This is a genomic window from Collinsella sp. AM09-41 (assembly GCF_003473245.1).
Taxonomy (GTDB): domain Bacteria; phylum Actinomycetota; class Coriobacteriia; order Coriobacteriales; family Coriobacteriaceae; genus Collinsella.
Map to the genome: position 1 here is coordinate 15224 of NZ_QRMJ01000009.1, position 25322 is coordinate 40545.

General features: G+C 56.9%; 21 protein-coding genes and 1 tRNA gene. 8 read left to right on the forward strand and 14 right to left on the reverse strand.

Features of this window, described 5'->3' with window-relative positions:
- Positions 1-156: 156 nt before the first annotated feature.
- From DW112_RS08915 to DW112_RS08925, 3 genes are read left to right on the forward strand one after another with little or no spacing between them, the layout of a single operon-like run.
- A complete protein-coding gene (locus tag DW112_RS08915) occupies positions 157-384 on the forward strand; it encodes a hypothetical protein (RefSeq protein ID WP_117634743.1) in 228 nt (75 codons plus the stop codon).
- Positions 384-2363, forward strand: coding sequence for an N-6 DNA methylase (locus tag DW112_RS08920; protein WP_118328801.1), 1980 nt, complete (start codon positions 384-386; stop codon positions 2361-2363). Before DW112_RS08915 ends, DW112_RS08920 begins: the two co-directional genes overlap by 1 nt.
- Complete coding sequence (locus DW112_RS08925; RefSeq protein ID WP_118328802.1) at positions 2360-3760, forward strand: hypothetical protein; 1401 nt, start codon at positions 2360-2362, stop codon at positions 3758-3760. The genes DW112_RS08920 and DW112_RS08925 overlap by 4 nt, the downstream gene beginning before the upstream one ends.
- Before the next feature lie 203 nt (positions 3761-3963).
- On the opposite strand, the gene DW112_RS08930 is transcribed toward DW112_RS08925, so the two are convergent.
- Positions 3964-4038 (reverse strand) — tRNA-Gly (locus DW112_RS08930).
- 297 nt (positions 4039-4335) lie between these two features.
- On the opposite strand from DW112_RS08930, the gene DW112_RS08935 reads away from it, so the two are divergent.
- A complete protein-coding gene (locus DW112_RS08935; RefSeq protein ID WP_118328803.1) occupies positions 4336-7767 on the forward strand; it encodes a SpaA isopeptide-forming pilin-related protein in 3432 nt (1143 codons plus the stop codon).
- A gap of 66 nt (positions 7768-7833) precedes the next feature.
- Here the strand turns inward: DW112_RS08935 and DW112_RS08940 are convergent, their stop codons facing one another.
- Together DW112_RS08940 and DW112_RS08945 are read right to left on the reverse strand one after the other, a co-directional pair.
- Complete coding sequence (locus DW112_RS08940) at positions 7834-8052, reverse strand: hypothetical protein (RefSeq protein ID WP_022094153.1); 219 nt, start codon at positions 8050-8052, stop codon at positions 7834-7836.
- Between the two features lie 21 nt (positions 8053-8073).
- Complete coding sequence (locus tag DW112_RS08945; protein WP_118328804.1) at positions 8074-11271, reverse strand: hypothetical protein; 3198 nt, start codon at positions 11269-11271, stop codon at positions 8074-8076.
- Between the two features lie 198 nt (positions 11272-11469).
- Here DW112_RS08945 and DW112_RS08950 point away from each other — a divergent pair, with 198 nt between their 5' ends.
- Together DW112_RS08950 and DW112_RS08955 are read left to right on the forward strand one after the other, a co-directional pair.
- A complete protein-coding gene (locus DW112_RS08950) occupies positions 11470-12492 on the forward strand; it encodes a YafY family protein (protein ID WP_117655798.1) in 1023 nt (340 codons plus the stop codon).
- Positions 12479-13396 (forward strand): YafY family protein, encoded by a 918-nt coding sequence (locus DW112_RS08955; protein WP_118328805.1) that lies wholly within the window; start codon positions 12479-12481, stop codon positions 13394-13396. The genes DW112_RS08950 and DW112_RS08955 overlap by 14 nt, the downstream gene beginning before the upstream one ends.
- Here DW112_RS08955 and DW112_RS08960 read toward each other — a convergent pair.
- Both DW112_RS08960 and DW112_RS08965 read right to left on the reverse strand, forming a co-directional pair.
- Complete coding sequence (locus tag DW112_RS08960) at positions 13393-16287, reverse strand: helicase C-terminal domain-containing protein (RefSeq protein ID WP_118328806.1); 2895 nt, start codon at positions 16285-16287, stop codon at positions 13393-13395. The two genes, DW112_RS08955 and DW112_RS08960, sit on opposite strands and share 4 nt — an antisense overlap.
- Positions 16281-17246, reverse strand: coding sequence for a D-alanine--D-alanine ligase (locus DW112_RS08965; RefSeq protein WP_117647819.1), 966 nt, complete (start codon positions 17244-17246; stop codon positions 16281-16283). Before DW112_RS08965 ends, DW112_RS08960 begins: the two co-directional genes overlap by 7 nt.
- Before the next feature lie 85 nt (positions 17247-17331).
- Between DW112_RS08965 and rlmN the strand changes: the two genes are divergently transcribed.
- Positions 17332-18384, forward strand: a complete 1053-nt coding sequence (rlmN, locus tag DW112_RS08970; RefSeq protein ID WP_118328807.1) for a 23S rRNA (adenine(2503)-C(2))-methyltransferase RlmN — start codon at positions 17332-17334, stop codon at positions 18382-18384.
- A gap of 199 nt (positions 18385-18583) precedes the next feature.
- On the opposite strand, the gene DW112_RS08975 is transcribed toward rlmN, so the two are convergent.
- The 9 genes from DW112_RS08975 to rpmH all read right to left on the reverse strand — a co-directional run bounded on the left by DW112_RS08975 (position 18584) and on the right by rpmH (position 23623).
- Positions 18584-18838, reverse strand: coding sequence for a hypothetical protein (locus tag DW112_RS08975; RefSeq protein ID WP_118328808.1), 255 nt, complete (start codon positions 18836-18838; stop codon positions 18584-18586).
- Positions 18828-19733, reverse strand: a complete 906-nt coding sequence (locus DW112_RS08980) for a ParB/RepB/Spo0J family partition protein (RefSeq protein ID WP_199585360.1) — start codon at positions 19731-19733, stop codon at positions 18828-18830. The genes DW112_RS08975 and DW112_RS08980 overlap by 11 nt, the downstream gene beginning before the upstream one ends.
- The gene (locus DW112_RS08985; RefSeq protein ID WP_117584022.1) at positions 19726-20526 is read right to left on the reverse strand and encodes a ParA family protein; all 801 of its coding nucleotides are present in this window, start codon (positions 20524-20526) and stop codon (positions 19726-19728) included. Before DW112_RS08985 ends, DW112_RS08980 begins: the two co-directional genes overlap by 8 nt.
- A 134-nt stretch (positions 20527-20660) precedes the next feature.
- Positions 20661-21326: a 16S rRNA (guanine(527)-N(7))-methyltransferase RsmG gene (gene rsmG, locus DW112_RS08990; RefSeq protein WP_233545901.1), complete on the reverse strand. Its 666-nt coding sequence runs from the start codon at positions 21324-21326 to the stop codon at positions 20661-20663.
- 168 nt (positions 21327-21494) lie between these two features.
- Positions 21495-22064, reverse strand: coding sequence for a R3H domain-containing nucleic acid-binding protein (locus DW112_RS08995; protein ID WP_022093802.1), 570 nt, complete (start codon positions 22062-22064; stop codon positions 21495-21497).
- A gap of 44 nt (positions 22065-22108) precedes the next feature.
- Positions 22109-22879, reverse strand: a complete 771-nt coding sequence (locus DW112_RS09000; protein WP_055251326.1) for a YidC/Oxa1 family membrane protein insertase — start codon at positions 22877-22879, stop codon at positions 22109-22111.
- Between the two features lie 29 nt (positions 22880-22908).
- On the reverse strand, positions 22909-23133 hold the full coding sequence (yidD, locus tag DW112_RS09005) for a membrane protein insertion efficiency factor YidD (RefSeq protein ID WP_022093804.1): 225 nt from the start codon (positions 23131-23133) through the stop codon (positions 22909-22911).
- Positions 23130-23468 carry a ribonuclease P protein component gene (gene rnpA, locus DW112_RS09010; RefSeq protein ID WP_118328810.1) on the reverse strand — a complete coding sequence of 113 codons (339 nt, stop codon included), beginning with the start codon at positions 23466-23468 and terminating at the stop codon, positions 23130-23132. The genes yidD and rnpA overlap by 4 nt, the downstream gene beginning before the upstream one ends.
- A 20-nt stretch (positions 23469-23488) precedes the next feature.
- Positions 23489-23623 (reverse strand): 50S ribosomal protein L34, encoded by a 135-nt coding sequence (gene rpmH / locus DW112_RS09015; protein WP_019127408.1) that lies wholly within the window; start codon positions 23621-23623, stop codon positions 23489-23491.
- Positions 23624-23968: 345 nt separating this feature from the next.
- On the opposite strand from rpmH, the gene DW112_RS09020 reads away from it, so the two are divergent.
- Complete coding sequence (locus DW112_RS09020; RefSeq protein WP_118328811.1) at positions 23969-25321, forward strand: ATP-binding protein; 1353 nt, start codon at positions 23969-23971, stop codon at positions 25319-25321.
- Position 25322 lies beyond the last annotated feature (1 nt).

A 25322-nucleotide genomic window follows, 5' to 3' on the forward strand; every position in this document is an offset into this window, starting at 1 on the left:
CAATGTCTTAGAGGCCGTTTTTACATTTGTTGGCTTCTATTTCTTTAATTAAAAATCATCCTTTACCTGCTGATTCGTGATATTTTGCTTGTCTACATATAGGTGTAGACCTATACTAATTCCTATTATGGCTAAGCTATGTCCTTGGGAGGTGCCATGCCGTCAGAAGCTCAGAAGCGAGCCGATCGTAAGTACAAGCACGACAAGACCCAGCAGTTCTGTCTGCGGTTCTATCCCGCCGAAGAGGAGATTTGGTCATTCCTCTCCGCACAGGAAAACAAGCAGGGATTTCTTAAAGATTTGATTAGCCGCGAGATGGGCGTCGCATCGGGCGGCCCCGCACGCGTTGATACCAACACCAAGGTTGGAAGGACGGAATCGTAATGTCGCAAGTGAGCAAGACTTCGGTCATCCAGCCGGAGACTATACTGGACTTCATCGACGGCGTGACGCAGCGCAGGGACACCCCCGAGGAGCGAGTGCGCCAGGAAATCCTAAAGTCCCTCGTGCGTGAGTACGGTTACAAGAAGGAGCAGATCGGGGTCGAGGAGTCGATCAAGTTCGGCAGCAACCGAAAAGCGGTCGACGTCGCCATCTGGGAGCCGGGAAAAGCGCACACCCAGGAAAACATCCACATCATCGTCGAGTGCAAAGACCCCAAGACCAAGGCCAAAGGCAAAAAAGACGGCGTAGATCAAATGCACTCCTATGCGTCTGCCTGCATGAACTCGACCTATGGCATGTGGACCAACGGCGACGAGTTGCTTACCTTCCGTTACGTGGTGGACGATGCCGGCAAGCGCGGCCCCGAGGCCGTGCCCGATCTGCCACATGCTGGTGGCGAGGTACCCGACGACGCGCCGCGCTTCGACCAGTTGCGCCCCGCCGCCAGTGACTCGCTGCTGTACTCGTTCCGCCGCTGTCACAACTACATCGCCGGAAACCAAGGCATCCAAAAGGCCGAGGCATTCCTTGAACTGCTCAAGATCATCTTCTGCAAAATCCAGGATGAGCGCGACTCCGAGACGCCAACGTTCTACATCACGCCAACCGAGCGCCAGGGCGCCGCGGGTAAGAAGAAGTGCCGCAAGCGCATCGAGGCACTCTTTGGAAACGTCAAGCAGTCGTACGAGACCATCTTCAAGGCCGACGAGCGCATCGCATTAACCGACGATGTGCTCGCCTACATCGTGGCGCAGCTGCAAATGTATTCCCTGCTCGAGAGCGACGTGGACGTTAAGGGCCACGCGTACGAGACAATCGTGGGCTCCAACCTGCGTGGTGACAAGGGCCAGTTCTTCACGCCGCGCAACATGTGCCACATGATGGTGCGGATGGTCGACCCGTCCGAAAACGACGTCATCCTCGACCCCGCCATGGGCACCTGCGGCTTTTTGGTCACGGCCATGAATTACGTGCTTGAGAAGATCAGAGACTCCGTCGAGGTGAGCGGGCGCAGCAAAGCAGCCAAGCAAGAGGCTCTGATCGCGCGCAAGCGCGAGTTCCTGTCCAAGCATATCGTGGGCATCGACTTTGATCCCATCCTAGTGCGTGCCTCCAAGATGAATATGGTTATGAACAACGACGGCACCGGACAGCTGTTCCACGCCAACTCGCTCGAGCCGTTCTCGGGCTTTGAACCCAAACTGCAAAAGGCGCTGCGCCTGGACGCCGCCGACGTTGCGGCAAATAAGGCGCTGCAGCCGGGGCACGGCGTTACGGCGATTATGACCAACCCACCTTTTGGCTCCAAGATTCCTATCGAAGACCCGGCGATTCTGGAATCCTTCGACCTTGGACACACCTGGTCGTGGTCCGAGGAAGATGCCGAGTGGAGCATGGAACCCAAGCTCTTCTCATCTCAGCCGCCCGAGATCCTCTTCATCGAGCGGTGTATCCGCCTGCTTGAGCCCGGCGTGGGTGTGGCGGCGCTCGTCATTCCCAACGGCATCCTGGGCAACCCGGGTCTGGGCTACGTGCGCCAGTGGATTTTGCGCCATGCGCAGATCCTGGGTTCGGTAGACATGCACCCGGATGCGTTCCAACCCAACGTGGGCGTGCAGACATCCGTCCTTGTGCTGAGACGCTGGGACAGTGAGGAAGAGGCATACTGCAAGGACGGTACCTTCCAGGATTACAAGATATTTATGGCCATCTGTGACCACGTAGGGCACGACAAGCGTGGTCAGACCACCTATGTACGCGACGATGACGGCTACCCCATTGTGCAGGAGCAGACCACCGCGGTGACGGGCAACGTGGGCTCCGAAGAGGAGAGCAGCCACACCTCGAAGGAGCGCGTGGTGGACGACGAGACGATGGCGATCGCCGGCGCCTTCTTTGAATGGAGGCGAGACCAATGACGATCGCGCCTTTGGTGAAGAGCGTCCGACTTTCCACCGTGCTGGGCGGCGACGTGAGGCTCGAGGCGTCAACCTACCTGCGCGACGGGTACGGCTTCGTACGCCTTGCCAACCAGTGCGACAACCACAAGAGGCTCGGTGACCTTACCGACATTTGGCAGCCGAGCAGACTGACGGGGTATACCGTGCCGGAAGGCAAAGGGCTACCCTTCTTTACCGCCGGCCAGGTGTTCGAGGACTTTCCCCGAGTGAGGAAGTGGCTCGCCGCGCCTTTCGTGCCCCAGGCTGATTCTAGATTCGTCAATCAGGATTGGCTGCTGCTTTCGCGCTCGGGCGTGGTGGGCAACGTTACCGCCGTGTACCCGCATCACCTGAACAAGGTCATCACGGACGACCTGTTGCGCATCGAGCCGAAGGACCAAGACGAGTACGGCTGGCTCTACGCGTATATGAAGACGGACTTCTTCAAGCAGATCGCACGAGCGTCTCAGTACGGTCACATGATCAAGCACATCGAGGTGGCCCACGCCAACGAGTTTCCGGTCATCATGCCCGATGCGGCCACGCGCAAAGCCATCGGCGACAAAGCTGCCGAGGCTGTGCGCCTGCGCGGCGAGGCCTGGAAGCTGCGGGACAGGGCGTTTAAGCTGTTGGAGAAGGAGGTCGGTATTGCTTGTGAGGCAGAAAGTCCTGCAGGAACATGCGTGGTGAGTTTATCCAAAGTTATTGACAACAGATCGCGCCTTGATGCTGACAGTTATGCCGGCTCTATAAGCGCCGTAGACTCATTGGTTGACGTAATGGAGTATGCGCCACTTGCTGAACTTGTAGAGGACGTCGAAGAGCTTCCTCGCTTCAAGCGGTTTTATGGCGATTCCAACGTTCCCTTTGTGGGTGTGTCCGAGGTCTTTGACGTTAACACTCAACCGACAAAATTTGTTTACGCCAAGCTCATTAAAAACTGGGAGCGTTACATCCTAAAGCCGGGAACTCTCGTCATGGCATGTTCTGGTCAAAAGTACGGCATCCTAGGACGAGCTCTTTTGCTCACGGAGAATCATGAGGGAATGTTTGGCAGCAACCATCTGCTGAGAATCTATCCCGACGTTACAAAGATTCGAACTGGCTACCTGCTTGCTTTTCTGAACAGTCCCACCGTTGGCAGGCCGTCGGTCGTTCGTTGCGCATACGGAACATCGGTGCCTCAACTTAGCCCTATCGATATCAAAAAAATTCGCGTTCCCCGTCTTGGCGCGGACGTCGAATCTGCCATCGCCGACCTTATGGACAGGAGCGTGAGCACCTCGGCCAAGGCTGACCAACTTGAGAACGAGGCTACCAAGCTGGCACAGGAGCAGGTCGATATCGCCATCGAGAAGGTTGTCTCCAACACCTAGTGAGGCGACCTTTTAACCGCCGTTAAGCCTATAGCCTCAACACAAACAAAATGCAACGCGTATCGTAGTAAGTTGGTTAACGGCATAGTGTGAGAATTCACACTTGGACATTTGATTAACGCTCGCACCCTGTTGGGTTCGAGTCCCAGCACTTTATTGAAAAAAGCACGGCACCGTGATGGTGCCGTGCTTGTGCTCTTAACTGGAGCGGGCAACGGGACTCGAACCCGCGAGTGTCAGCTTGGGAAGCTGATGCCTTACCACTTGGCGATGCCCGCTTGTGTGTTGGCTAGTATAACGCGGTTGTCTTGTTCGATACAAGGGTGGTAATGCTTGTTTTAACTGTGGAGATTCGCTTGAAAATCGCGTCAATTGTGGAGATGAGGACCTTTGACCTCCTGTTCTCCCTATCTTCTACCTGCGCTTTTGCTTGATTGTTGTATTTGAGCTCAATTTGTCAGGAATTGGGCAAGCTTTTGGTCAGGCTCCGGTACTTACCCGCATGAACCTCGGGGGTAGCCTCATCCTACGCGTCGCAGCCTCCCCGTGCGGCGCACGAGGGATAAGGAGCAGCCATGTCCAACGCACCCACGCACTCTGTCCACAGCGCAATCACAACAGGTCCGCTGCTCCTGCTCCTCTTCCTGCTTTTCGGCTGCCTGGCACCGGGAGCCGCATTTGCCGTCGATGGCTACGACCAGCTCGGCTTCCGCACTATTAGCGATGATTGTGGGCCCTTCTTCATCGGCAAGTATGAAGCTCAAGACGCCTCGATTGCCTACTGCATGAACCAGGAGCGCCCCGGCCCCACCAAGCCGGGCGGCCCATGGCTCAACTTTGATCAAGGCTGGGTGTGGCTCGACGACGAGTTCGCGGCAATCGTTTGTCACGGATATCCTACCGCCACGTCGTTTGGCGGTTACCATCTTTCACCAGATCGCGCCCGCGCCGCCACCCAGCTTGCCGTATGGATGCTCAACGGCACTACCCATGTCGACGGCACCTACTCCTACACGACCGCTCAGGGCAAAACCAAGAGTGGACACTTTACCGCCGACAATGAAGTCGTGGCGGCTGCGCGATGGCTCCACGACAGCGCAAAATCAGGAAGCATCAAAGCCGCTCCGCACCGCGCGCGGCGCTATCTAGGAGCCGTATCGGGCGGCAGCAAACGTCAAGACATGCTCTATGTGCTGCCGGCGGTCTCTGTTTCCTTCCAAAAGCAGTCTGCAAACGCTGCCATTACCAGCGGAAACAATACTTATCAGTTTGACGGGGCAACATTCGATGTTTTTGAGAGCGCCAGCGGCGCGCGTGTCGGCACCATCCAGATGGACAGCAACGGTCGAGCGCAGGCAGCACTTCTGCCCAATACGGCATACTACCTAGTTGAAACGAAGGCGCCGGCCGGCTATGTCCCCCGTCGTGATCGCATCGCCTTTACCACGGGGAATGACGGTGGACAGGTCGCCATTGAAGAACAGCCCGGCACCATCAACCTGTGTATCGTAAAACTCGATGCCGCGACGAATGCCGGACCCCAGGCTGGAGCTTCACTTGCGGGAGCAGAGTTCACGTGCGTGTCGCAATCCACCCCCGGATGGGCGCAAACCCTCACAACCGATGAAAGCGGTCGAGCTACCCTCACCGATGTCCCCCTAGGAACCTTTACCATCTATGAGTCAAAAGCCCCCGAGGGCTACCTGCCAGCCAACGACAGCTGGTCCTATACCGTTGGAGCCGACCAGCTCGGTGATTCAGGCGTGGTCGAGATCGAATCGCGCGTTTCCGATATCCCCATTGCGTTTGACCTTGAGATTTCCAAATTCAAGGACTACGGCAATAGCGATCAATCCGGCCTGGAGCAGCCGGCAGGAGGTGTTGTCTTTGAGGTTGTCAGCAACAGCTCTCAGCAGGTTGTTGGCACACTGGCCACAAACATCTATGGCTTTGCCTCCACCAAAGATCAGTCAGAAGCATGGTTCGGCGCAGGCAAGCGACCCGCCGGTGTCCACGGAGCCATCCCATGCGACCGCGCCGGCTACACCGTTCGCGAGGTTCCGGAAACCGTCCCCGAGGGTTTTAAACGTGCAGGGGAATGGACCGTCGGGGCCAATCAGATTTCCGACGGCGCCGAGCTTCAATATATCGTGGACAACCACGCTCTGTCGACGCATCTCCAGATTGTAAAACGCGATGCCCAAACAGGCGCTTCTGTTCCGCTAGCCGGATTCACCTTCCAACTCCTCGACAGCAATCACAAACCTGTCTCACAAACATGCTGGTATCCAGCACATAATGTAATGGACACCTTTACGACTGACGCGACCGGCACCGTCACACTGCCCGAATCGCTCGTGCCGGGCACCTATTATGTACGCGAAACCTCGGCCAAAGAGCCCTATCTTGTCGGTGAAGAGATCGAGGTAAACATACCCGCCGACATGAACCTAACGCCCATTGCAATCGCCTCGTATTATGACCACGCCGCGACCGGAAACATCAGGATCGTTAAAACCGATGCCGTAGACGGCAGCAGCCTCGCGGGCGCCATCTTTGAGATCCGTGCCTCGGGTGATATCGTGCGCCCCGATGGTAGCATTGCCGCGCTCGACGGTGAGACCGTCGCGACCGTCGCGACGGATGAAACTGGAGAGGCACGCGCGGACGACCTCCCGCTGGGATCTGGCACCGCACGCTACGAGGTTGTCGAGACTCAAGCGCCGGCAGGCTTCTTACTCGACCGGACGCCCCATATCGTAAACCTCGCTTATGCCGACCAAAAAACGCCCGTTGTAGAAGCACGGCTTAACGTATCCAACGATTACACCAAGGTTGATATCTCCAAGGTCGATGCAAGCGGAAAGCAGGAAGTGAAAGGTGCACAGCTCACCTTATATGGTCCCGATAAAACCGAAATAGACTCCTGGACCTCATCCGACAAGCCACACCGCGTCGAACATCTTGCACCCGGCACCTACTCGTTGCGCGAAACGATGTCTCCGCGGACCTATGACCTTGCCGAGGAGATAACGTTTGAAATAAAGGATACGGGAGAAGTCCAATCCGTCGCGATGAAGGATGCGCCCATCGAGATCAAAGGACAGGTCGACAAGCGCCAGGAACTTGTCCAACCTATCGGGAAGGGTCTGCTGGCCAACGGCGATGGTAAAAATCGCGCCGCGACGCAAACCAATACGGACGGACTTTTCTCCTATACCATCGACGCTCGAAACGATTCAGCTACCTGGGTTGATGAGTTTACGATTACCGATGATCTTGAGTGTGCCAAAGACGGCACGGCGAGATTCGTCTCAATCGAAACCCCCGTCGCCATCGGCGACCTCAACGGTCTGTGCAACGTGTGGTATCGCACGACGCCGTTGGACTCGACAGACGTCGATGGGCCGGCAAACGCGACGCTTGACGATGGGCACGAAAATCCTTGGCTTGAGTCCGACGAAGTAAAAGAGAGTCTGGGTGAGGATTGCCGCCTCGTCGATTACGACGGCTGGCACCTCTGGAAGGCGGATGTCTCGACCACGGAATCCACCACACTCGAGGCGAAAGAACTTGACCTTGCATCCAATACCGTCGTAACGGGCATTCGCATTGAATACGGTGCAGTAGCCTCCGACTTTACGACTCGAAGCGATGTGGATTCTTGGACCCGTGATGATCTCAAAGATGAGCACGACGACCTTGACGATGCCAAAGCAATCCTTGGCACAGACGCTCGGGGCGCAGCCGTGCACATGCAGGCAACGTCGGCTTATACGCCCCAAACCGCACTCACCAACAGCGCGCGCGTCGATCTTTGCCGCAACGGCGGCGGCGATAAACTTGAGTCACATGACGAGGACCGTGTCATTCAACGCTGTACCCTACCGCAGGACCTACCGGCAACAGGATCAGTTCCCATCGCCGCCTGCATCACCGCGCTTCTGACCTCGGGTGCCGCAGCCTTATGGTTCGCTCGCCTTAGGTCAATCCCAAAGAAGCGCTAGCGCGATGAAAAAGCGGGCGAGCCAGTCCCCCGGCTCGCCCGCTTTCAATCATTTAAATCGCCGTATCTACTCTGCAGACGAAGATCCACCATCAACGATTGCTTGCTCGGACTCAGGAATCCCATCGGCACCCGTGCTCTGTTCTTGCTCCACCTCTTCGCTGATTGCGGAGGCGGGGGTCGAGCCCTTCGCGCCCACGATATAGGCGGCTCCAAACCCCAACGCAATGGCAATCAAGGTCAAAATCACGTAGACAGGCCAATGGCGCTTAATATACGAAAACACGTTGACTCCTTAGAGCTCCGTCTACGAACGGCGGATAACCTCGGTCACGACCTCGGATACCGTGGCAATGTTCGTCGGGTTGACATTGTGGGGCAGGTCGTCCTCGGTACGAGCACAAGCCAGGCGCGTGCCGTCCACGCCGGCGATGGTGAGGGCTCGGCGGCTCGCCTCGAGCGCGGCGTAGGCATCGGTCTTGGCATAGGGCATCTCGAGCGCGCCACAATCGACATGGAACGACTTGCACACCTTGCTGACCAGGTTCATGATGCGGCGATCGCCCTTGAGCAGCTGCTGTTCGCCCTCAACCGTCACCACCGAAAGCCTACCGGCGCCGACGGATTCAAGATTGATGAAGAATACGCCGCGGAGCTTATCGCGATGCGAAGCCAAGAAGGCCTTCATGCCGGCGCCATCACAATCCGAGGCGCCCGTTGCCACAAACCAGATATCGTGACCGAGCAGCTCATCGTCACCCATAGAGGCGACAGCCGAGAGCATATCTTCGGAAGAAGCGCCGTCGGAAGACGTAGCGCCGCCCTTCCAGCCATCGTTGTCGTCCTCGAAATTATCCCACGAACCGATACCGCGACCGGACTTCTTGGCATCGTAATCGTCTTCGACGCCCAGCCAGTCACTCATGCTGTCCTGTTCGTTTTTCTTTTTACGACCGAACAGGCCGCCCAGGCCGCGCTTGCGAGACTTGGGTGCCGCAGGGGCGGGAGCCGAAATGGTCTCGATCGGCTGTGCGCCCGACGCAACGGGCATAGGAGGCGCAACGGGTGCCGATGTGGGTTCGGGACCCTGAGCGGTAGCAAAGGGGTCGTTGACCTGTGCGGAGGGATCGGGAAGGTCGAACAGCGACGTGCGAGACGCAACGTTTGTCTGCTTCATCGACGGCAGCGACGGATCGGGGACCGAAGCCAGCGGAGACGAGGAGGGTGCAGGCGACGGTGCCGACGCCGGATCGGGAACATTCATCTGCGGACGCGGCGATGCTTGGGAGGAAATCTGGGCCATAAGGGAATCGACCGTTTCGTCCTGGGTGGGAGCGACATTGGCAACCGTGGCACCGGAACCACTCGAGGTCGGCATGGTGAAAATCTGCGTGGAGTAAGGCCTCGACTCATCCGTCTCGGGAGTCTCGGAAACCGCAGGCACTTCCTCCTGCTCGACCTCGGTCGAATCACCTTGATCGGCTGCCGCGTATTGCTCTTCGTCAGAGTTGGCCTCGACGGGCTCGTCCTCGGCGACATCTTGGATTTCGGCAGCATCAATAGGCTCGTCATCGTCTGCCGCGTCGCCCTGCTCATCGGAAACAGGAAGGGGCCCGGCAATCGCGGTGCCTTGCTTTTCAAACGTTATCGTGGAATCGAACTGCGCGGCATCAAACGACATGGTGCTATCGACATGTTGCTGAGCCTCGAAAGACGTCGTCGCCTCAGCAACATCCGCGGACGCCGGTTGCTGAGCCTCAAAGGACGTTGTAGCTTCGGCGGCGTCGACAGGCACGGACTGCATAGCCTCGTTCTGCTCGAACTCTTGCGCCGCGCGCTCACGTGCCGCCTCGGCTGCCTGCTGCTGAGCGATAGCCTCCTGCTCGGCAGCCTCGCGTGCGGCAGCGCGCTTCCCCTCGAAATCGTCGACAAATTTCCTGCCCTTTGCAAGCGCACCCTTAAAGAAGTTGGAAGCGCTGGCGCCAATCGAAGAGAACGCGGATGCAATATCGGCATGGGGCGTTGCCGCGGGAATCTCGGCCGAGAAATCAGTATCGCTCTCGTAAGACACGCGCCTCGGCTGTTCAGCGTAATCGTCGTCAGGCTCGTCCGTAACGTCTTGCGCCGGCGCGGCGGGAGCCAAAATGTCCAGTCCTGCCGCGGGATCGATCGCGGACACCGCCTCGGGCTCGGCAACGGCAGCGGCAACCGCGGCAGACTCATCATCCACGGCGACAACGGGCGCAGATGCAGTCACGACGGGGGCAGGCTCGGGCTCAAACGTCGGCTCCTCGCCTTCCTCGTAATCGAGCGTGCAGGACTCGGGAAGCATTCCGAGCGCACGGATGGCATCCGAACCAAAGCGGATGTTGCCGGCGGCATTGCGATAGAGCCTGGGCTCGGGCTCGGCCGCGACAGGCTCCTCCGCCGGCTCGGCAGTGGGAACCTCGTCATTGAACTCTTCGGCCTGGACAGCCTGATTCTGATCCTCGGGCACGATGGCGCCAATCAGCGTCTCGTCGGCAGACGCACCTTCAAAGCCCTCGATCTGCTCGTCGAAAGCCTCGCCCTGTTCGGGCTCGGTCTGAGCGTCGGGAGCAATCGGCTGACCGAACTCGTCCTCGGCGTAGGTAGGCTCTTCATACTCGATGGTGTTGCCGTAGTCGTTTTGCTGTTGGGCCGCGGCATACTCCGCTGCTGCGCGCGCTATCTCCTCGGCACGACGCTTCTGCTCCCCAAAATAGGTATCGAACGGAACATCGTCGGGAAACTCGTTTTCGCCCTGGAAGGGAGCAACGTTGTCCATAACGCCGAGCATAGCGGCGACAGAAGACTTGTTGCACACTGCGCCGGACGTATAGGGAAGCACAAAACGGTTAGAAATGATGTTTGCCGCGTTGGCGAGCGCAACGAGGGAAGCGAGGATCGCGACAATCCACAGCAGAACCTTGAGCGCGCCGGGGAGCGGCAGGATACGCAAGATGGCAACGGCAGCAGGGGCAACCGTGGCAACGGGCAACAGCTTGGCGATGAGCGCACGATACGAAGCATAGGGCTCGCGGGCGAGCAGCTCAGCACGGGGAGAGTCGTAGTGTGCGACAACGACCACCGGGCGGTTGCGCGGAGACGCGAGCGGGCCCGAGGCCTTGTGGTAGGCGATGACATTTTGGCTCACGCCCGTCTTGCCCAGGCGCGAAACCACGGGGTGGCCCGTGCGCTCGAGCACGTAAAGAACGGCACCGACAATGGCCAGCAAGGTGCCGACCAAGCCGATGCCGCCGCCGATGCCCATCAGCAGGGCGCCGGCAAACGCAAGAATACCGGTAACGGCAAATGCCAACCTGCTGGGCGCCGGGGCATTGAACTCCTGAACCTCGGGATCAAAGCCGTGGTTGCGGAAGATCTGAGCGATATCCTCGGCAGCCAAGCGCTCTTCTTCGCTGCATGCCGGCGTGATGCCGGTGTTCTGCAGCAGGTGGTTAATATAGTTCTGGGTGTTCGCCATGTGCGCTCCACATCCATAATCCGACAAATAGGCCCAATGCATGCACATTAGAACCGTATATAGTCGAAAGTATACCCCGAGCGAGCGCAAACGACCGAATTCGGGCCATCTTAACGCCCCGAGCGGACAAGGATATAGCCTAATCTCCATATCGGACTAAAATCATGGCAGCAAACCACCTTCTCATGCGAGGACTCTATGACGGCAAGCGACGCGACCGCGACAATTAAAAAGGGGAATTCGGAGCCCAGTTTCGATAAAACGGCTCAGCGCATCCTCAATCTTTTCTTTGTGCTCAACAGCTCCCCCGAACCGCTGACGACCGAGCAGATCGTCTTGGATTCTGACCTGGGATATGGCTCGGGCAATATCGACTCGGATAAGCGCAAGTTTCGGCGCGATCGTGACAAACTGCTCGAACGCGGCATCTTAATCAAGGAGGTTCGCCCCGCCGGCGCGCAGGAGACCGAGGAAAGCTCATGGACAATCGACCGCGAGCACACGTTTGCGGCAGGCGGCCTCATCACCGCAGACGACGCCGATATTCTGCTCAACGCTATCGACCAGACAATAGCGGCCGGCTCATCCACTTTTGCCGCGCCGCTTGCCGATATTCGTTCCAAGATTGCCTACCTCACCGGCGTGTCGGCGGTAGACGAAGCACTGATCCGCCGCTCTCCCACCGTCGATGCGGTATGGAGCGCCTTTGCCGAGCGATGCGCGCTGCGATTTTTATATCAGAACGGACGCGGTGAGCAGAAAGAGCGTACCGTCTGCGTCTACGGCATGTTCGAGCGCGAGGGCGTTGCGTACTTCTGCGGCCTCGACAATGCCACCGACGACATCAGGACATTCCGCTGCGACCGTATCGTTCGCGCTTGGCGCCCCTCAAAGGCCTACGCTATCCCTGCGGACTTCAACCTCAGCGACTACCTGTTCTTTGAATTCGATTTTGCCGACCGCCCGCCCGTTGCGGCTACGTTCTCGTTCGCCCCGCAGACGCAGATCGATATGATCAACGGCCTCACGCGCGGGCGAGGTGAGCTCGCACACACCGATTCGGGATGGACTTGGACCGTTGACGTGCGCGATCTTGAAGCCGCCGCCTCATTTTGCATGGCCCACGCCATGGACGGCATGAGGCCCATGGCCCCCAAATCGCTCAAGCAGGCGTGGAACCGCCTCATTGAAAGGACGGTGCACGAGCATGCCCGTGCGTAAACTCACCAGCGAGCAGAGGCTCTCGCGCGCCATCGACATCATGGAGGCCCTCTACGCCGCCGGCGAGAACGGCATGACTCGAACCGAGATTTGCAGTCGCTTTGACATCACGGGGGCGTCGCTCGACGAGATTCTCGAGATCGTCTCGACGCTCGCGGACCGAGAATCGGGTGCGCGCATCATCTGCGAATGCCACGGCGAGCGCGTGGTCCTCACCGGTGACGCCGGGCGTGTACTACCGCTGCGCCTGAGTGCCGCCGAGGGCGCTGTGCTCAACCACGAACTTGAATCGTTGGGGATCGAGCCCCAGGCGGCGGCTCGAATTCGACATGCTCTTCTACCCGAAGAGCTCGGCTATAACCAGCGCGTCTTTGACACCGTCAACCACGGGTCGCACTGGCAGCAGCTGAGCTGCGCCATTCAGGACGGCGTTCGCTGCCGCATCTCGTATCGCTCGATGGACGATGCACGGCCACGCGAGCGTCTGGTCGACCCCTTGCGCATTACGGCAAACGGCGACCAAACATACCTGATTGCCTGGGACATCGCAGTCGATGAGCAGCGCACCTATCGCATGGATAAAATCGAGGGACTCGCCTTAACGGAAGACTCCGTCGTGCCTCACGCACCGGACGTCGCATCCCTCCACGATTCCCTTGCCCGGACGCAGCGCAGCGCAAAGCTCTTGATGCCATTCGATATGGCGGAGCATCTGGACTGGGCCGGCATCACCCTAATCAAGCGCAGCGGGACAGACATGGCAACGGTAACCGTACATTACGGCTCCGAGCGTTGGCTGCTGAGCCAGATAATCGCAGCGGGCGGAGCCATCCGCATCTTGGATGACCCCGCCCTGTCAAAGCGTCTGTGCGATATGGCAAAAACCCTCGTCTGTCCGCTTTAGCGCCGCCGCTCGTGGCGTGCACGCCACAGCTGTAGATAGTGCCCAATCTGCGCCGATTCGATGCGCTGGTAGGAGCTCGTGGGCAGCGACGTTAAGAACTTCTTGCCATAGCCCTTCGTCACCAGGCGAGGATCCGCCAAGATCAGCACACCGCTATCGGTCGACGAGCGAATCAAACGCCCCGCGGCCTGCTTAACCTCGAGCACCGCCTCGGGCAGCGAATAGCGCGCCCATGCGCGGTCTTCGCGCAGGTTGCGCTCGCACGAGAGCGGGTCCGTGGGGCTTGAGAACGGCAACTTGGGAATGATGACGCAGCGCAGCGTCTCGCCGCTGGCATCAAACCCCTCCCAGAAGGCCTTGAGCGCAAAAAGCGACGAGGTCGGTTCGTTGATAAACCGGTCGCGCAGGCGACGAGGAGATGAGTTGCGCTGCTGGCAGTTGAGCTCCAGACCCGCACGGGCCATCTTGGGCTCAACGCGGGCGTATAGGTCCTCCATGTCGCGCCGATTGGTGAACAACGTGAGCACCGATCCGCCCATGGCAAGATGGGCGTCGACCAGTACGCGCTCGAGCGCCGTAAGATAGCTCTCACGATCGCGCGGATCGGGGATATCGCCCGCAACGACTACAGCCATGTTCGAATCGAAGTCGTAGCTCGAATCCAAGTGCAGCGATGACGACGTTGAAGCACCGATGCGATCAAGGCCGACCGCATGGTTAAAGTGCTCAAAGCTTTTGGACACCGTCATGGTCGCCGAGGCAAAGATAGCCGTGTGAACCTCGGGTAGCCACTCGGTTGCCAAAGCCTCGCCAATGTCGATGCGCTCTGCGGTCATCGACTCTCCGCCGGCACGAAGTCTGCGATTGACCTGCAGCGAATACACGTAGTGCTCATCGGTGCCATCAATGATGAGTTTGAGGTTCTCGGCCAGCTCGTGCAGGCGGCGCGAGATATCACCCAGGTCGACAACAACCTCGGGCTTGTCGGCGGCGACGGCTTGCACCAGCGCGTCGACGCTCTTGTCAGCTTGTTCCAATGCGTCGATGCCAGTGTAGGCCGACTGTAAGAAATCATGCCAGTCGTCTGATTCGCGCAGCTCGGGGCCAATCCATAGATTGGCATTGTCATAACCCCCACGCGCACGGCGGCCGAGCTCGCGAACGCCATCGAACACGTCGGCGATTGCCATGCTCGCGCGGGCAACCGTCGACGTCGCCTTGGCAGTAAGGCCCAGATAGAGCGTAGAGCCCTCGGAGGTTGCCAAATCACGGGAAACCTGGCTTAGTGCGCCGGTGCTCGAGCCACCCAGGCGCTCGAACAGGACGCGTGATTCGTCCGCCGACACCACGCGCGCCCACTGACGGCGCGCCTCGCGCTCGATGGAATGGGCCTCGTCGATTACCCAATGACGAATCGGAGGCAAAATCCTGCCCTCGGCCGCGACGTTACGGAACAGCAGGGAATGGTTGGTGACCACCACATCGGCATGCGCCGCACGACGGCGAGCACCGTGGACCAAACATTTATCAGGGAAAAACGGGCAGAGGCGACGAGCACACTCGCGCGAGGCCGTCGTAAAGTCGGGACGGTTGACGCTGCGCCACCGAATGCCGAGCGAGTCGAGGTCGCCATCGGCTGATTGGCAGACGTACGCCATAATGACCGCGACCGCCGTGAGCGTGTCCGCCGGATCGCGCTTGGTGGTGATCTCGACCTGGCCGCGGCTCATGCGCTCGAGCTTGCGCAGGCACGGATAGTGGTCATACCCCTTGAGAGCGCAAAATGACAGACCACCGTTCAGTTGCTCGGCAAGTTTTGGCAGCTCATGGTACATGAGCTGGTCGGCAAGATTGTTCGATTTGGTCGCAATACCAACCGTGATGTTGTTACGGCGTGCTGCCTCGGCAAAAGGCACCAGATAGGCCATCGATTTGCCGACGCCTGTGCCCGCCTCAATTACACGATGAGTGCCCGTGACCAGCGCATCGCGGACCTCGAGCGCCATCGCGATCTGCTCATCACGCGGCTCGTAGGTGGGATACATGCGATTGACCAGGCCACCTGGCGCATAGTCCGCCTCAATCTCCTCACGACTCGGCATCTTGAGGACCGGCAGTTCGTCGGCGTCCACCCGATCGTCGGCGCGATCGGCCTTGAGAACGTCAGCACGAGCGGCGCTGAGGGAGAAGATAGAACCAGGGTTCTGCCCTGCCAAGAACGAGAAGATAGGGCGATAGGACCAAGGCACGTCCGGATGCATGTCGGCTAGGCGCGCCATGAGGCCCTGGGGCAAGTCGGTGAGCGCCACGAGCAACACGCGCCATACGCCACACAGGGCGTCGACGTCGGCATTGGCACGGTGTGACACCGAGTCACAGCCAAACAGATCGGCCATAAAAGACAGCTTGTGCGAGGCCAGGCGCGGAAGCGCGATGCGCGACAGCGCCAGCGAATCGATCCAAATATCGCTCACGTTGACGCCGCCTTTGACCGACTCGATAAACGAGCGGTCGAACGTGGCGTTGTGTGCGATCACCGGGCAGCCACCGACAAAATCGGCGAGAGCGGCGACGGCCTCAACCGCCGACGGGGCATCTGCCACATCGGCATTTGTAATGCTCGTGAGCTCGGTAATCTCGGCGGGAATCAGCTGTTTGGGATGCACGAAGGTATCGAAGCGGTCGATGACCTCGCGGCCCGAAAGACGGGCCGCCGAGATCTCGATCAGCTCGTTGTCCTGCACCGAAAGACCCGTGGTCTCGGTATCGAGGACAATCACATCTTCCTCGATAAGGCCGAAGGACTGCGTTTTGGCGCGGTCGGCAAGCGTGGCATAGGAGTCGATGACAAACTGCGGCGTTCCTGACGAAACCGCGTCCTCGATTAGCATGCAATGCCCGCTCGACGAAGGCCCATACGGATCAGGCTGTCACAGACCTGCGGGAACGTCATGTCGTCGGTGTGGCGGATCTCATCCGGATACAGCGACGTATCGGTCATGCCGGGAATGGTATTGGTCTCGAGGATAACGGGGCCGTCCTCGCTCACAATAAAGTCGCTGCGCGAGATACCCAGGCAACCGAGGGCCTTGTGAGCGGCGCAGGCAAGCTCCTGAGCGCGAGCGTAATTCTCGGGTGAAATCTGCGCCGGAATGCGATGGATATCCGTAGGGTCGACATACTTCACGTCCAGATCGTAGAACTCGCAGTCCTCGGGCTTACGAATCTCGACAATCGGCAGGGCGCGCACGTCATCTTCGCCGTATACGCCGACGGTGATCTCGGTACCCTCGATGCACTTCTCGACCAGCACTTTGTCGCCGTACTCAAACGCCTTGGCGATTGCCGCGGGCAGCTCGGAGGGCTCATGGACCAGAGAAATGCCATAGCTGGAACCGTTGACGGCCGGCTTCACAAAGCAGCGCTCGCCACAAACCTCGACGATATGATCGATATCGACTTCATCGCCCACCTCGAGCGCAAGGCCGGGGGCAATGGGAATGCCCGCCTTGGCGTATAGGAGCTTAGAGACCTCCTTGTCGGCACCGCAGGCGCTGGCAAGTACGCCCGAGGCCGTGTAGGGGATACCCAGGGTCTCCATGGCACCCTGCATGGCGCCATCCTCACCGCCGGCGCCGTGCATGGCGATAAATGCCACATCGAATCCGCCGTTCGCCATGGTTACCATAAAGTCATCAGCGGCCGTGTCAAGCAGCTCCACCGAGGTGTAGCCGGCTTCCTTCAGTGCCACCACAACGTTCTTTCCCGAATCGAGCGAGATCTCGCGCTCGGCGGAATGACCGCCCGCCAAGACCGCTACGTGCATGTTCTCTAGGCTTTTACCCGGCATGGGCAGACTCCTCCTCTATAATTTCTGCAGCTGATACCATATTGTAGCGATACCCTCTACGTTTCCCCAAAATCGAAAGGCTTCCATGAATCCCAGGACTAAATCTCAGGACATTCGCGACTTGAGCCAAAACGATATTCGCGAGCTCGTGGCCGAACTTGGCCAGCCCGCCTTCCGCGCGAAGCAGCTCATCGAATGGGTCTTTGAGAAGAACGTTTGTTCGTTTGACGATATGACCAACCTCCCCAAGGCTTTCCGTGTGCAGCTTAAAGAGGCTTTTGCCTTTGATACGCCGACTGAAATCACCAAGCAGGTTTCCAAAGATGGCTCGCGCAAGTATCTGCTCGAGTACCACGATGGCATTTCCGTCGAGACTGTCGGCATGCCCCGCCGTAACAAACTTTCCGTCTGCGTTTCCACCCAGGCAGGCTGCGGCATGGGCTGTGCCTTTTGCGCTACCGGTCTCAACGGCCTCAAGCGCTCTCTGACCGCTCAAGAGATCGTCGACCAGGTGCTTCATGTATCCAACGACTTTGGCGAGCGTGCCACAAGCGTTGTCTTCATGGGCCAGGGCGAGCCGTTTGCCAACTACGACGAGGTTCTCAAGGCACTGCGTATCCTCAACGACCCCGATGGCATCGGTATCGGCGCTCGTCACCTCACCGTCTCTACCAGCGGCGTTATTCCCGGTATTCGCAAATTTGCCGATATCCCCGAGCAGTTCACGCTTGCCGTTTCCCTGCATTCCGCCATCCAGTCGACGCGCAATAAGCTCATGCCCGGTGTTAAGAAATACACGCTGCTTCGCCTTCACGAAGCGCTTCAGCTCTACACCGAGAAGACTGGCCGCCGCCCGACCTATGAGTATGCCATGATCGAAGGCGTCAACGATACGAATCCCGAGATGCAGGCGCTCTGCGACTTCTGCGAGGGAACGCTGTGCCACGTTAACCTGATTCAGCTTAACGACATCGAGGGCAGCCCGCTCAAGCCGTCGCCGATTCATAAGGTTGAGGATCTTCAGCGTCGTCTTGAGTCTCGTGGCATCGAGACCACGATTCGTAACTCCCGTGGTAACGATATTGACGCCGCTTGTGGACAGCTGAAGCAGCGCTTCAAAGTTCAGAAGAACGCATAGGGGAGTCGCACCCCAATACGTTTCATGTGAAACATCGAACGGTCCCGGTTGCAGGATATGCAACCGGGACCGTTTCATTTATCGACCTCAATTTTGGACCAACTGCTACCTTTCCCATTTTTTACGGACAAAATAAAGGGCCCTTGTCTCATGAATCAGACAAGGACCCCTTAAAATATGCAGGGTAATTGTTAGGTACCTAATAGCCTACATTTTCCCATTGGTTGCTAACCCAACCTTGATTAATCTTGGGATTCTTCGTTACCTGAGCAGTACGCATGGCAACATCTTCTGTCATAACATCCATTTTCTTCTTTGAAGTATCGACGATATCTTGCGTGCTACGAAGCAAACGACCCCGAAGTTCATCGTCTGTCGCGATCTTATAGCCAGCAAAGGCACCAGCAGCGACAGTCGTCGCCAATGCAATCGCAGTAATAATCTTATTCCTCATCTTGGCCCCTTTGATCAAACTGAATCATTTCACCAAGAATACGAGAAAGCTCTTCTTCGTCTTTAAACTCAATTTCAATCTTATTCTTTCCACGCGAGCTCTTCACACGCACGTTGGTATTAAATACCTGGCGAAGCACACGGGCAGCCTTTTTAAAAGACTGAGGCGTTGCAGGCCTCGGCGTCTTAGGCGTCTCTCCGGCAGAAAACAATGGAGCAAGATTTTCTGTCGCTCTTACGGAAAGGCCCTCTGCAACAACCTTTTCTGCAAGTCGAATTCGAGCATCCTCATAGGGAACTGCAAGAATCGCACGTGCATGACCAGCAGTAAGTTTACCCTCAAAAATCATCTGCTGAACTACTTCAGGGAGATCAAGAAGGCGCAACGAATTTGTAATTGCAGAGCGTGATTTGCTTACTGCCTTCGACAATGCCTCCTGGGTCATACCGCTGGCATCAATGAGCTGGCGATAGCCCTTAGCCTCTTCGACGGGATTCAGATCAGAACGCTGAAGGTTTTCGATAAGAGCAAGAGCCAGCATCTCTTCATCATTAACATCTTTAATGATGACAGGCAGCTCCTCAAGACCAGCAAGCTTTGACGCCTGGTAACGACGCTCACCAGCGATAATCTCATAGCCGTTTCCATGCTTGCGAACCAAGAGCGGCTGCAAAACGCCATGCTCTTGGATTGACTCGCTCAACTCGCGAAGTTCAGTTTCATTAAAATGAATTCGCGGTTGATTAGGGTTGGGAACGATATCCTCAATAGGTAGTTTTGTTACAGATGCGGCATTTGAAGCAGATACAGCAGAACCACCGGTCTCATACTCGGCCTCTGAGACCAAAGCATTGAGTCCACGTCCCAATCCGCCACGTTTCTTTACACTAGGCACGCTTGATCACCTCTTTTGCAAGGTTCATATACGCTTTTGCACCCTTATTTTGAGGTGCATAGGTAATTACCGGTTCTCCAAAAGACGGAGCTTCGGAGATTTTAACCGTACGGGGGATTAGCGTCTTAAATGCCTTATCACCAAAGTATGATTGAACCTCCTCAACAACCTGATTCGATAGAGAAGTACGCGAGTCATACATGGTCATAAGCACACCATAGGTGTCTAAGCCCTTGTTCAGACGTGATTTGACCATCTTCATTGACTCTAGCAGCTTCGTAACGCCCTCGAGTGCATAGTACTCGCACTGGATCGGAATCAAAACGCTGTCTGCTGCTGTCAAGGCATTGATTGTAAGCAGGCCGAGCGAAGGAGGACAGTCAATGAAAATAAAATCGAACTCGTCCTGAATCGGCTCAAGCAAATCTTTGAGGCGGGTTTCACGAGCAATTGCGCTTACGAGCTCAATTTCGGCACCTGCAAGCTGAATCGTAGCTGGAATTACGAATACCTTTTTGCAATTTGTATCAAGAACAAGCGATTCTGCCGGCACATCATTCAACAATGCATCATAGATGCAGCGATCAAGGTCTTCTTTTTCAATTCCAAATCCACTGGTGCTGTTTCCCTGCGGATCAAAATCGACAATCAGTGTCTTACGACCCTGCTCACCCAGTGCTGCTGCAAGGTTCACAGCCGTCGTTGACTTACCGACGCCGCCTTTTTGATTGATGATTGCAATGATACGCGTGTCTTTTGCGCTCTTAGAACGCTTAACGTCGCGAAATCCCACGGTCCCTCCTGGTGTGTATTAAAGCTGTCAAACGGAGGATGTTTCACGTGAAACATTCCGATTCGATATCAACCGCCATGTTTCACGTGAAACACTGCAAGTTGTTAGTATCCATTATGTTTCACGTGAAACATCTAGGCAAGCGGATTCTTCCTTGCCATGCCATTTGCACGAGGCAATGAAACGGATGCCGGATGACTCTTTTTAAGAACAATGAACTCCCTGTGGCCCAAGCCCTCAGGCAAATCGATTGCGTCATTCAGAAGCAAAGTGAAGCCGCAAATCTTAGCTGCTGACATGCCGGAAGCAAGCTCCTCATCCGAAGGATGACCCTTGGTGATAACAAATAGCCCTCCGTCTTTGAGGAACGGAGCAGCATACTCAACAAGAATCGGTAGAGGGGCAAGTGCGCGGGCGGTTACGACAGAAAACTGCTTCTTATGGCTTCGAGCATATTCTTCAAGGCGATCATGAACCGCATGAGCATGTTTCAATCCAAGAACATCAACAAAAGAATTGACAGCATCAACCTTCTTACCAACAGAGTCAATATAAGTAGCTTTACGATGCATGGTTATGGTTAACGGAATACCAGGGAAGCCCGCACCTGTTCCCATATCGAGCAAAGCTCCCTCAGGAGCCTTATTGATATAGGGGAGCAAAACAAGTGAGTCGAGGATATGAAGTACCGCAGCATCTTCTATGTTAAGAATACGGGTGAGATTGGTTGTCTTATTTGTTTCCAGAACCAAATCCAAATGTTGAATACATTTCCTCAGCTCAGTATCAGTTACGCTCAAGGAATACTCTTTGCAATAGGAAGTTAGGCGACTCAGCATCTCGTCAGCCTGCTGATCAGTAAGTACTAACAACGAAAGCTCCTTTCTGACAAAAATCAGTGTATCGAGAACTTTTGACAAAAAAAGGGGACGTGGAAACCACGTCCCCTTAGCATAAGCTCGAGTAGATTATCGAGCAACAATCACCACATGGCGATCGGGGTCAGAACCCTCAGAATGAGTATCGACGGCGTCATTGCCACGAAGTGCAATGTGAACCAGTCGGCGCTCGTAGGCATTCATGGGCGGAAGCGAAACACTCTTATGAGTGCGGATGGCACGCTCGGCAGCAGACTGAGCCATGGAGGCAACCTTGTCCTGACGGCGGCTCTTGTATCCCTCGACGTCCACTACAACCGGATACCTAAAGCCGAGCTTGCGGCTCACCAGCAATGAGAACATAACCTGAAGGGCATCAAGGGTGCGACCATGACGGCCAATGAGAACAGCAAGGTCGGGAGCCGTTACATCCAGAATCAGCTCACCCTCGTCGCCCTCATACTCATCGATAGGAGAGTTGGCGGCATCGAAGTGCGAAAGGATGGAACGCAGGATGGAAATCGCGACATCGGCAATGGTGTCGAGCTCCTCGTCGGTCAGCTCTTCACCGGCCTTGTAGCGCTGTGCAATCTCGGGATAATCGCCCGCGACCTGCGGGGCAACCTCCTCAAGCATATCCTCGATGATCTCTTCAGACATAACGTACTCCAAAAGTTAGGTACCTAAATAAGATTGATATCCCACTACTTCTTCTTGTGCGGGCGCGGCTTCTTCTCGCGACGAGTAACCTCAACCTGCAGCGGCGCGTTCTTAAGGCGCTCCTCCTCATCGGCCTTCGCCTTGTCGATGACCTTCTGCGTCACAAAAATCTGCTGGATAACCTGCCAAGCAGACGAGACGTCGTAGTACAGCAGAACACCAACGGGAAGGCTCCAGCCCATCCAAAGCATCATGACCGTCATGACAACGGCCATCATACGCATGCTCTGAGCCTGCTGGCCGGTCTGGTTGCGCGACATATAGAGCTGCGGAATCAGGGTCAGGACAGCGAACAGGATCAGGCAGACCAGCGCAGGCAGCGCGACCATAAAGCCATCGGCAAAGGAGGCACTCGGCGTGGTGGTCAGGTCGGGCAGAATATTAAAGAACGAGAACGTGCCGTCGTTAAAGTAGTCCGGCAGGTTACGCAGCAGCGTAAATAGGGCGAACAGGACAGGCATCTGAATCAACAGCGGCAGACAACCAGCCATCGGGTTGAACTTGTTCTCGCTGTAGAACTTCTGCATTTCCTCGGCCTGACGCTGGGGATCGTCGGCATAGCGCTCCTGGATCTCGAGCATCTTGGGCTGCAGCACCTGCATGCGTGCCGTCGACTTAGTCGACTTGAGCATAAGCGGCGTCAGCAGCAGACGGATGATGACCACCAGGATGATAATGGACAGGCCCCAGTCGACCGCAAAGGTCTGGATGAGCTTGAGCAGCTCGAAAAGGATGTTAACGATCCAATCCCACATGTAAGTTTTCCTCCGATAGCGAGTGCCCGCTAGGGCACAGGGTCATAACCGCCGACGTGCAGGGGATTGCAGCGAGCGATGCGCCTCACGGCAAGCCAGCAGCCTCTCAAAACACCGTACTTCTCAATCGCCTGGACGGCGTATTGCGAGCACGTTGGGTAATAAATGCAGGCGTCAGGCAATAAGGGCGAAATAACCTGTTGATATATGCGAATAGGAGCGATGGCAACACGTCGCAAAACGTGATTGCTCATCGCTCCTCCCCGGCAACGCCGGCGCGTTTCATAAGCGAACGCAATGCATTGTCCATCTCCTGCGGCGAGGAAACCCTCGTCTTGGGAGTTGCGAACAAGATGATGTCATAACCCGCAACGGGAAATCCACAGCTGCGGGCGGCCTCGCGCATCACACGCTTAGAACGGTTGCGCACGACAGCACAACCGACCCGTTTAGCACCAACGAAGGCGACCCTTCCGGAGTCGCCTTCGCCAACCGATTCACATATGGTCATTCGAATCAGAGGGTGATTGAAACGACGCCCCTGACTGAACACATGCTCGAAATCTTGCCGAGACTTAATAGTCTTCATGCGAGATGTGTGTATCGCTGCTAGACAGTGAGACGCTTGCGGCCCTTGGCGCGACGACGGGCGAGCACGGCACGACCACCCTTAGTGGCCATACGGGCACGGAAGCCATGGGTCTTGGCACGCTTACGCTTATTAGGCTGATACGTACGCTTCATCTTAAGTTCCTCCTGCTGCATTTCGAGTGTCCGCGGGGGCGCGGACGCAGATATAGACACGTGAGCTTGAAGATTGTAGGGAAATCAATGTTCAAATGTCAAGAAATCAAAGGTAAAAGGTTGCGCAGTTCACACGGTTCCCCCATAAGCCGAGCTCGATTTAGCGGTGCATGGCAACTTTTCACGATATTTCATCGAGTTTTCAACAGGTCATGTTGGCAATGTTGAGAACTTTTCGTCCGTTTTCCAAAGTTTTCAACAGGTTTTGGAAAGTTGTCGAAAGATGAGAAACATTGCACGGTGAGCTACTATTTGTTCGAAACCTTTTGAAAGATTGCGAGCGGCATGTCTGACGACTTTTACACCATGGTCGATTCCGGAGACCCGGCACCCGACAACGAGCACATCACCGGCGTGCGCGAAGAGCGTGAGGAAGGCGAGCAGACGACCACGCAGGCGCCAAAAGCCATGTACGCCGCGCGCATCGCCGTCTATGACGACATGCTGTCGACACCGCGTGTGATCGTCATTGATCCGCAAGATGTCCGCACGTATTTGGAAGAGACGACCAACACCGTCTACCAGTGCATGAAAGAACAAGGTGGCCATATCTCGCTCATGGTCATCCGCGAGATTGTCGAAAACTTTATCCACGCGCACTTTGCCGAGCCCATCATCTCGATTCTGGACGGCGGAGACACCATCCGCTTTGCTGACCAAGGACCCGGCATCGACGACAAGGAGCGTGCTTTCGACTTTGGCGTTACCAGCGCAAACAGCAAGATGAAGCGCTATATCCGTGGAACCGGAGCAGGGTTTCCCATGGTGCAGGAGTATTTGGAAAACGCCGGCGGGGCCGTGTCCATCGAGGACAACATGGGCAACGGCACCGTGGTTACGGTAAGCCTGGACCCTAAACGCGTGCAGGAAATCGAACGCGCCGGCGGGCGCGGTGCTGCCGTGCGGCCCGAGACGGAGCAGCCCACATATCCCCTGCCGGGAGCTTTTGCGCAGCAGCCCATGGCAACGCAACAGATGCAGCCCCGCGTGGGACAGATGCAGCAGCCCGGAATGCTTCCTACACAAGAGCCCCAGGCGGCGTCGATGTCGATGCCGCCAAACGTGCCACAGGCCATGCCGCTGGCGGATCAGGATACAGCAGCAATGCAGCAGGCGACGGGGGCGCCGGGTGGCCAGCAAATGGGCTATCAGCCGTACCAACAGGGATATCCATATCAGCAGATGCCGCCACTGGGGTATGGCCAGCAGTTCCCGCAGCAGTACCAGCAGGGATATCAGCAGCCGTACCAGCAGATGCCGCAGCAGCAGTACAACCCCTGGGCCCAGCAGATGCCTCCGCAGCCTTACCAACAGTGGCCTCAAAGTTTTCAACAGCAAATGCCGCCGATGCAGAGTTCTCAACAACCAGCAGCTCAAATGATGTATCCTAATGCAGCAAATCAGTATGCGCAGCCACAACCGGACGTGTTCGTAAGCGATCGCGGCAACGCCGCGCTGGGCTATCTGGCGCAAAATCAAGCATGCGGTGCTACCGATCTGGCGAGGGCGTTTGGAAACTCGGCCCCCACTTGGTCACGCACGCTCAATGACTTGGCGCAGGCCGGCTTGGTCATCAAGCATGGCCAGAAATACCATCTGACCGAACTCGGCGCCGCTCGCGTGCGAGCTCAGAGCTAAA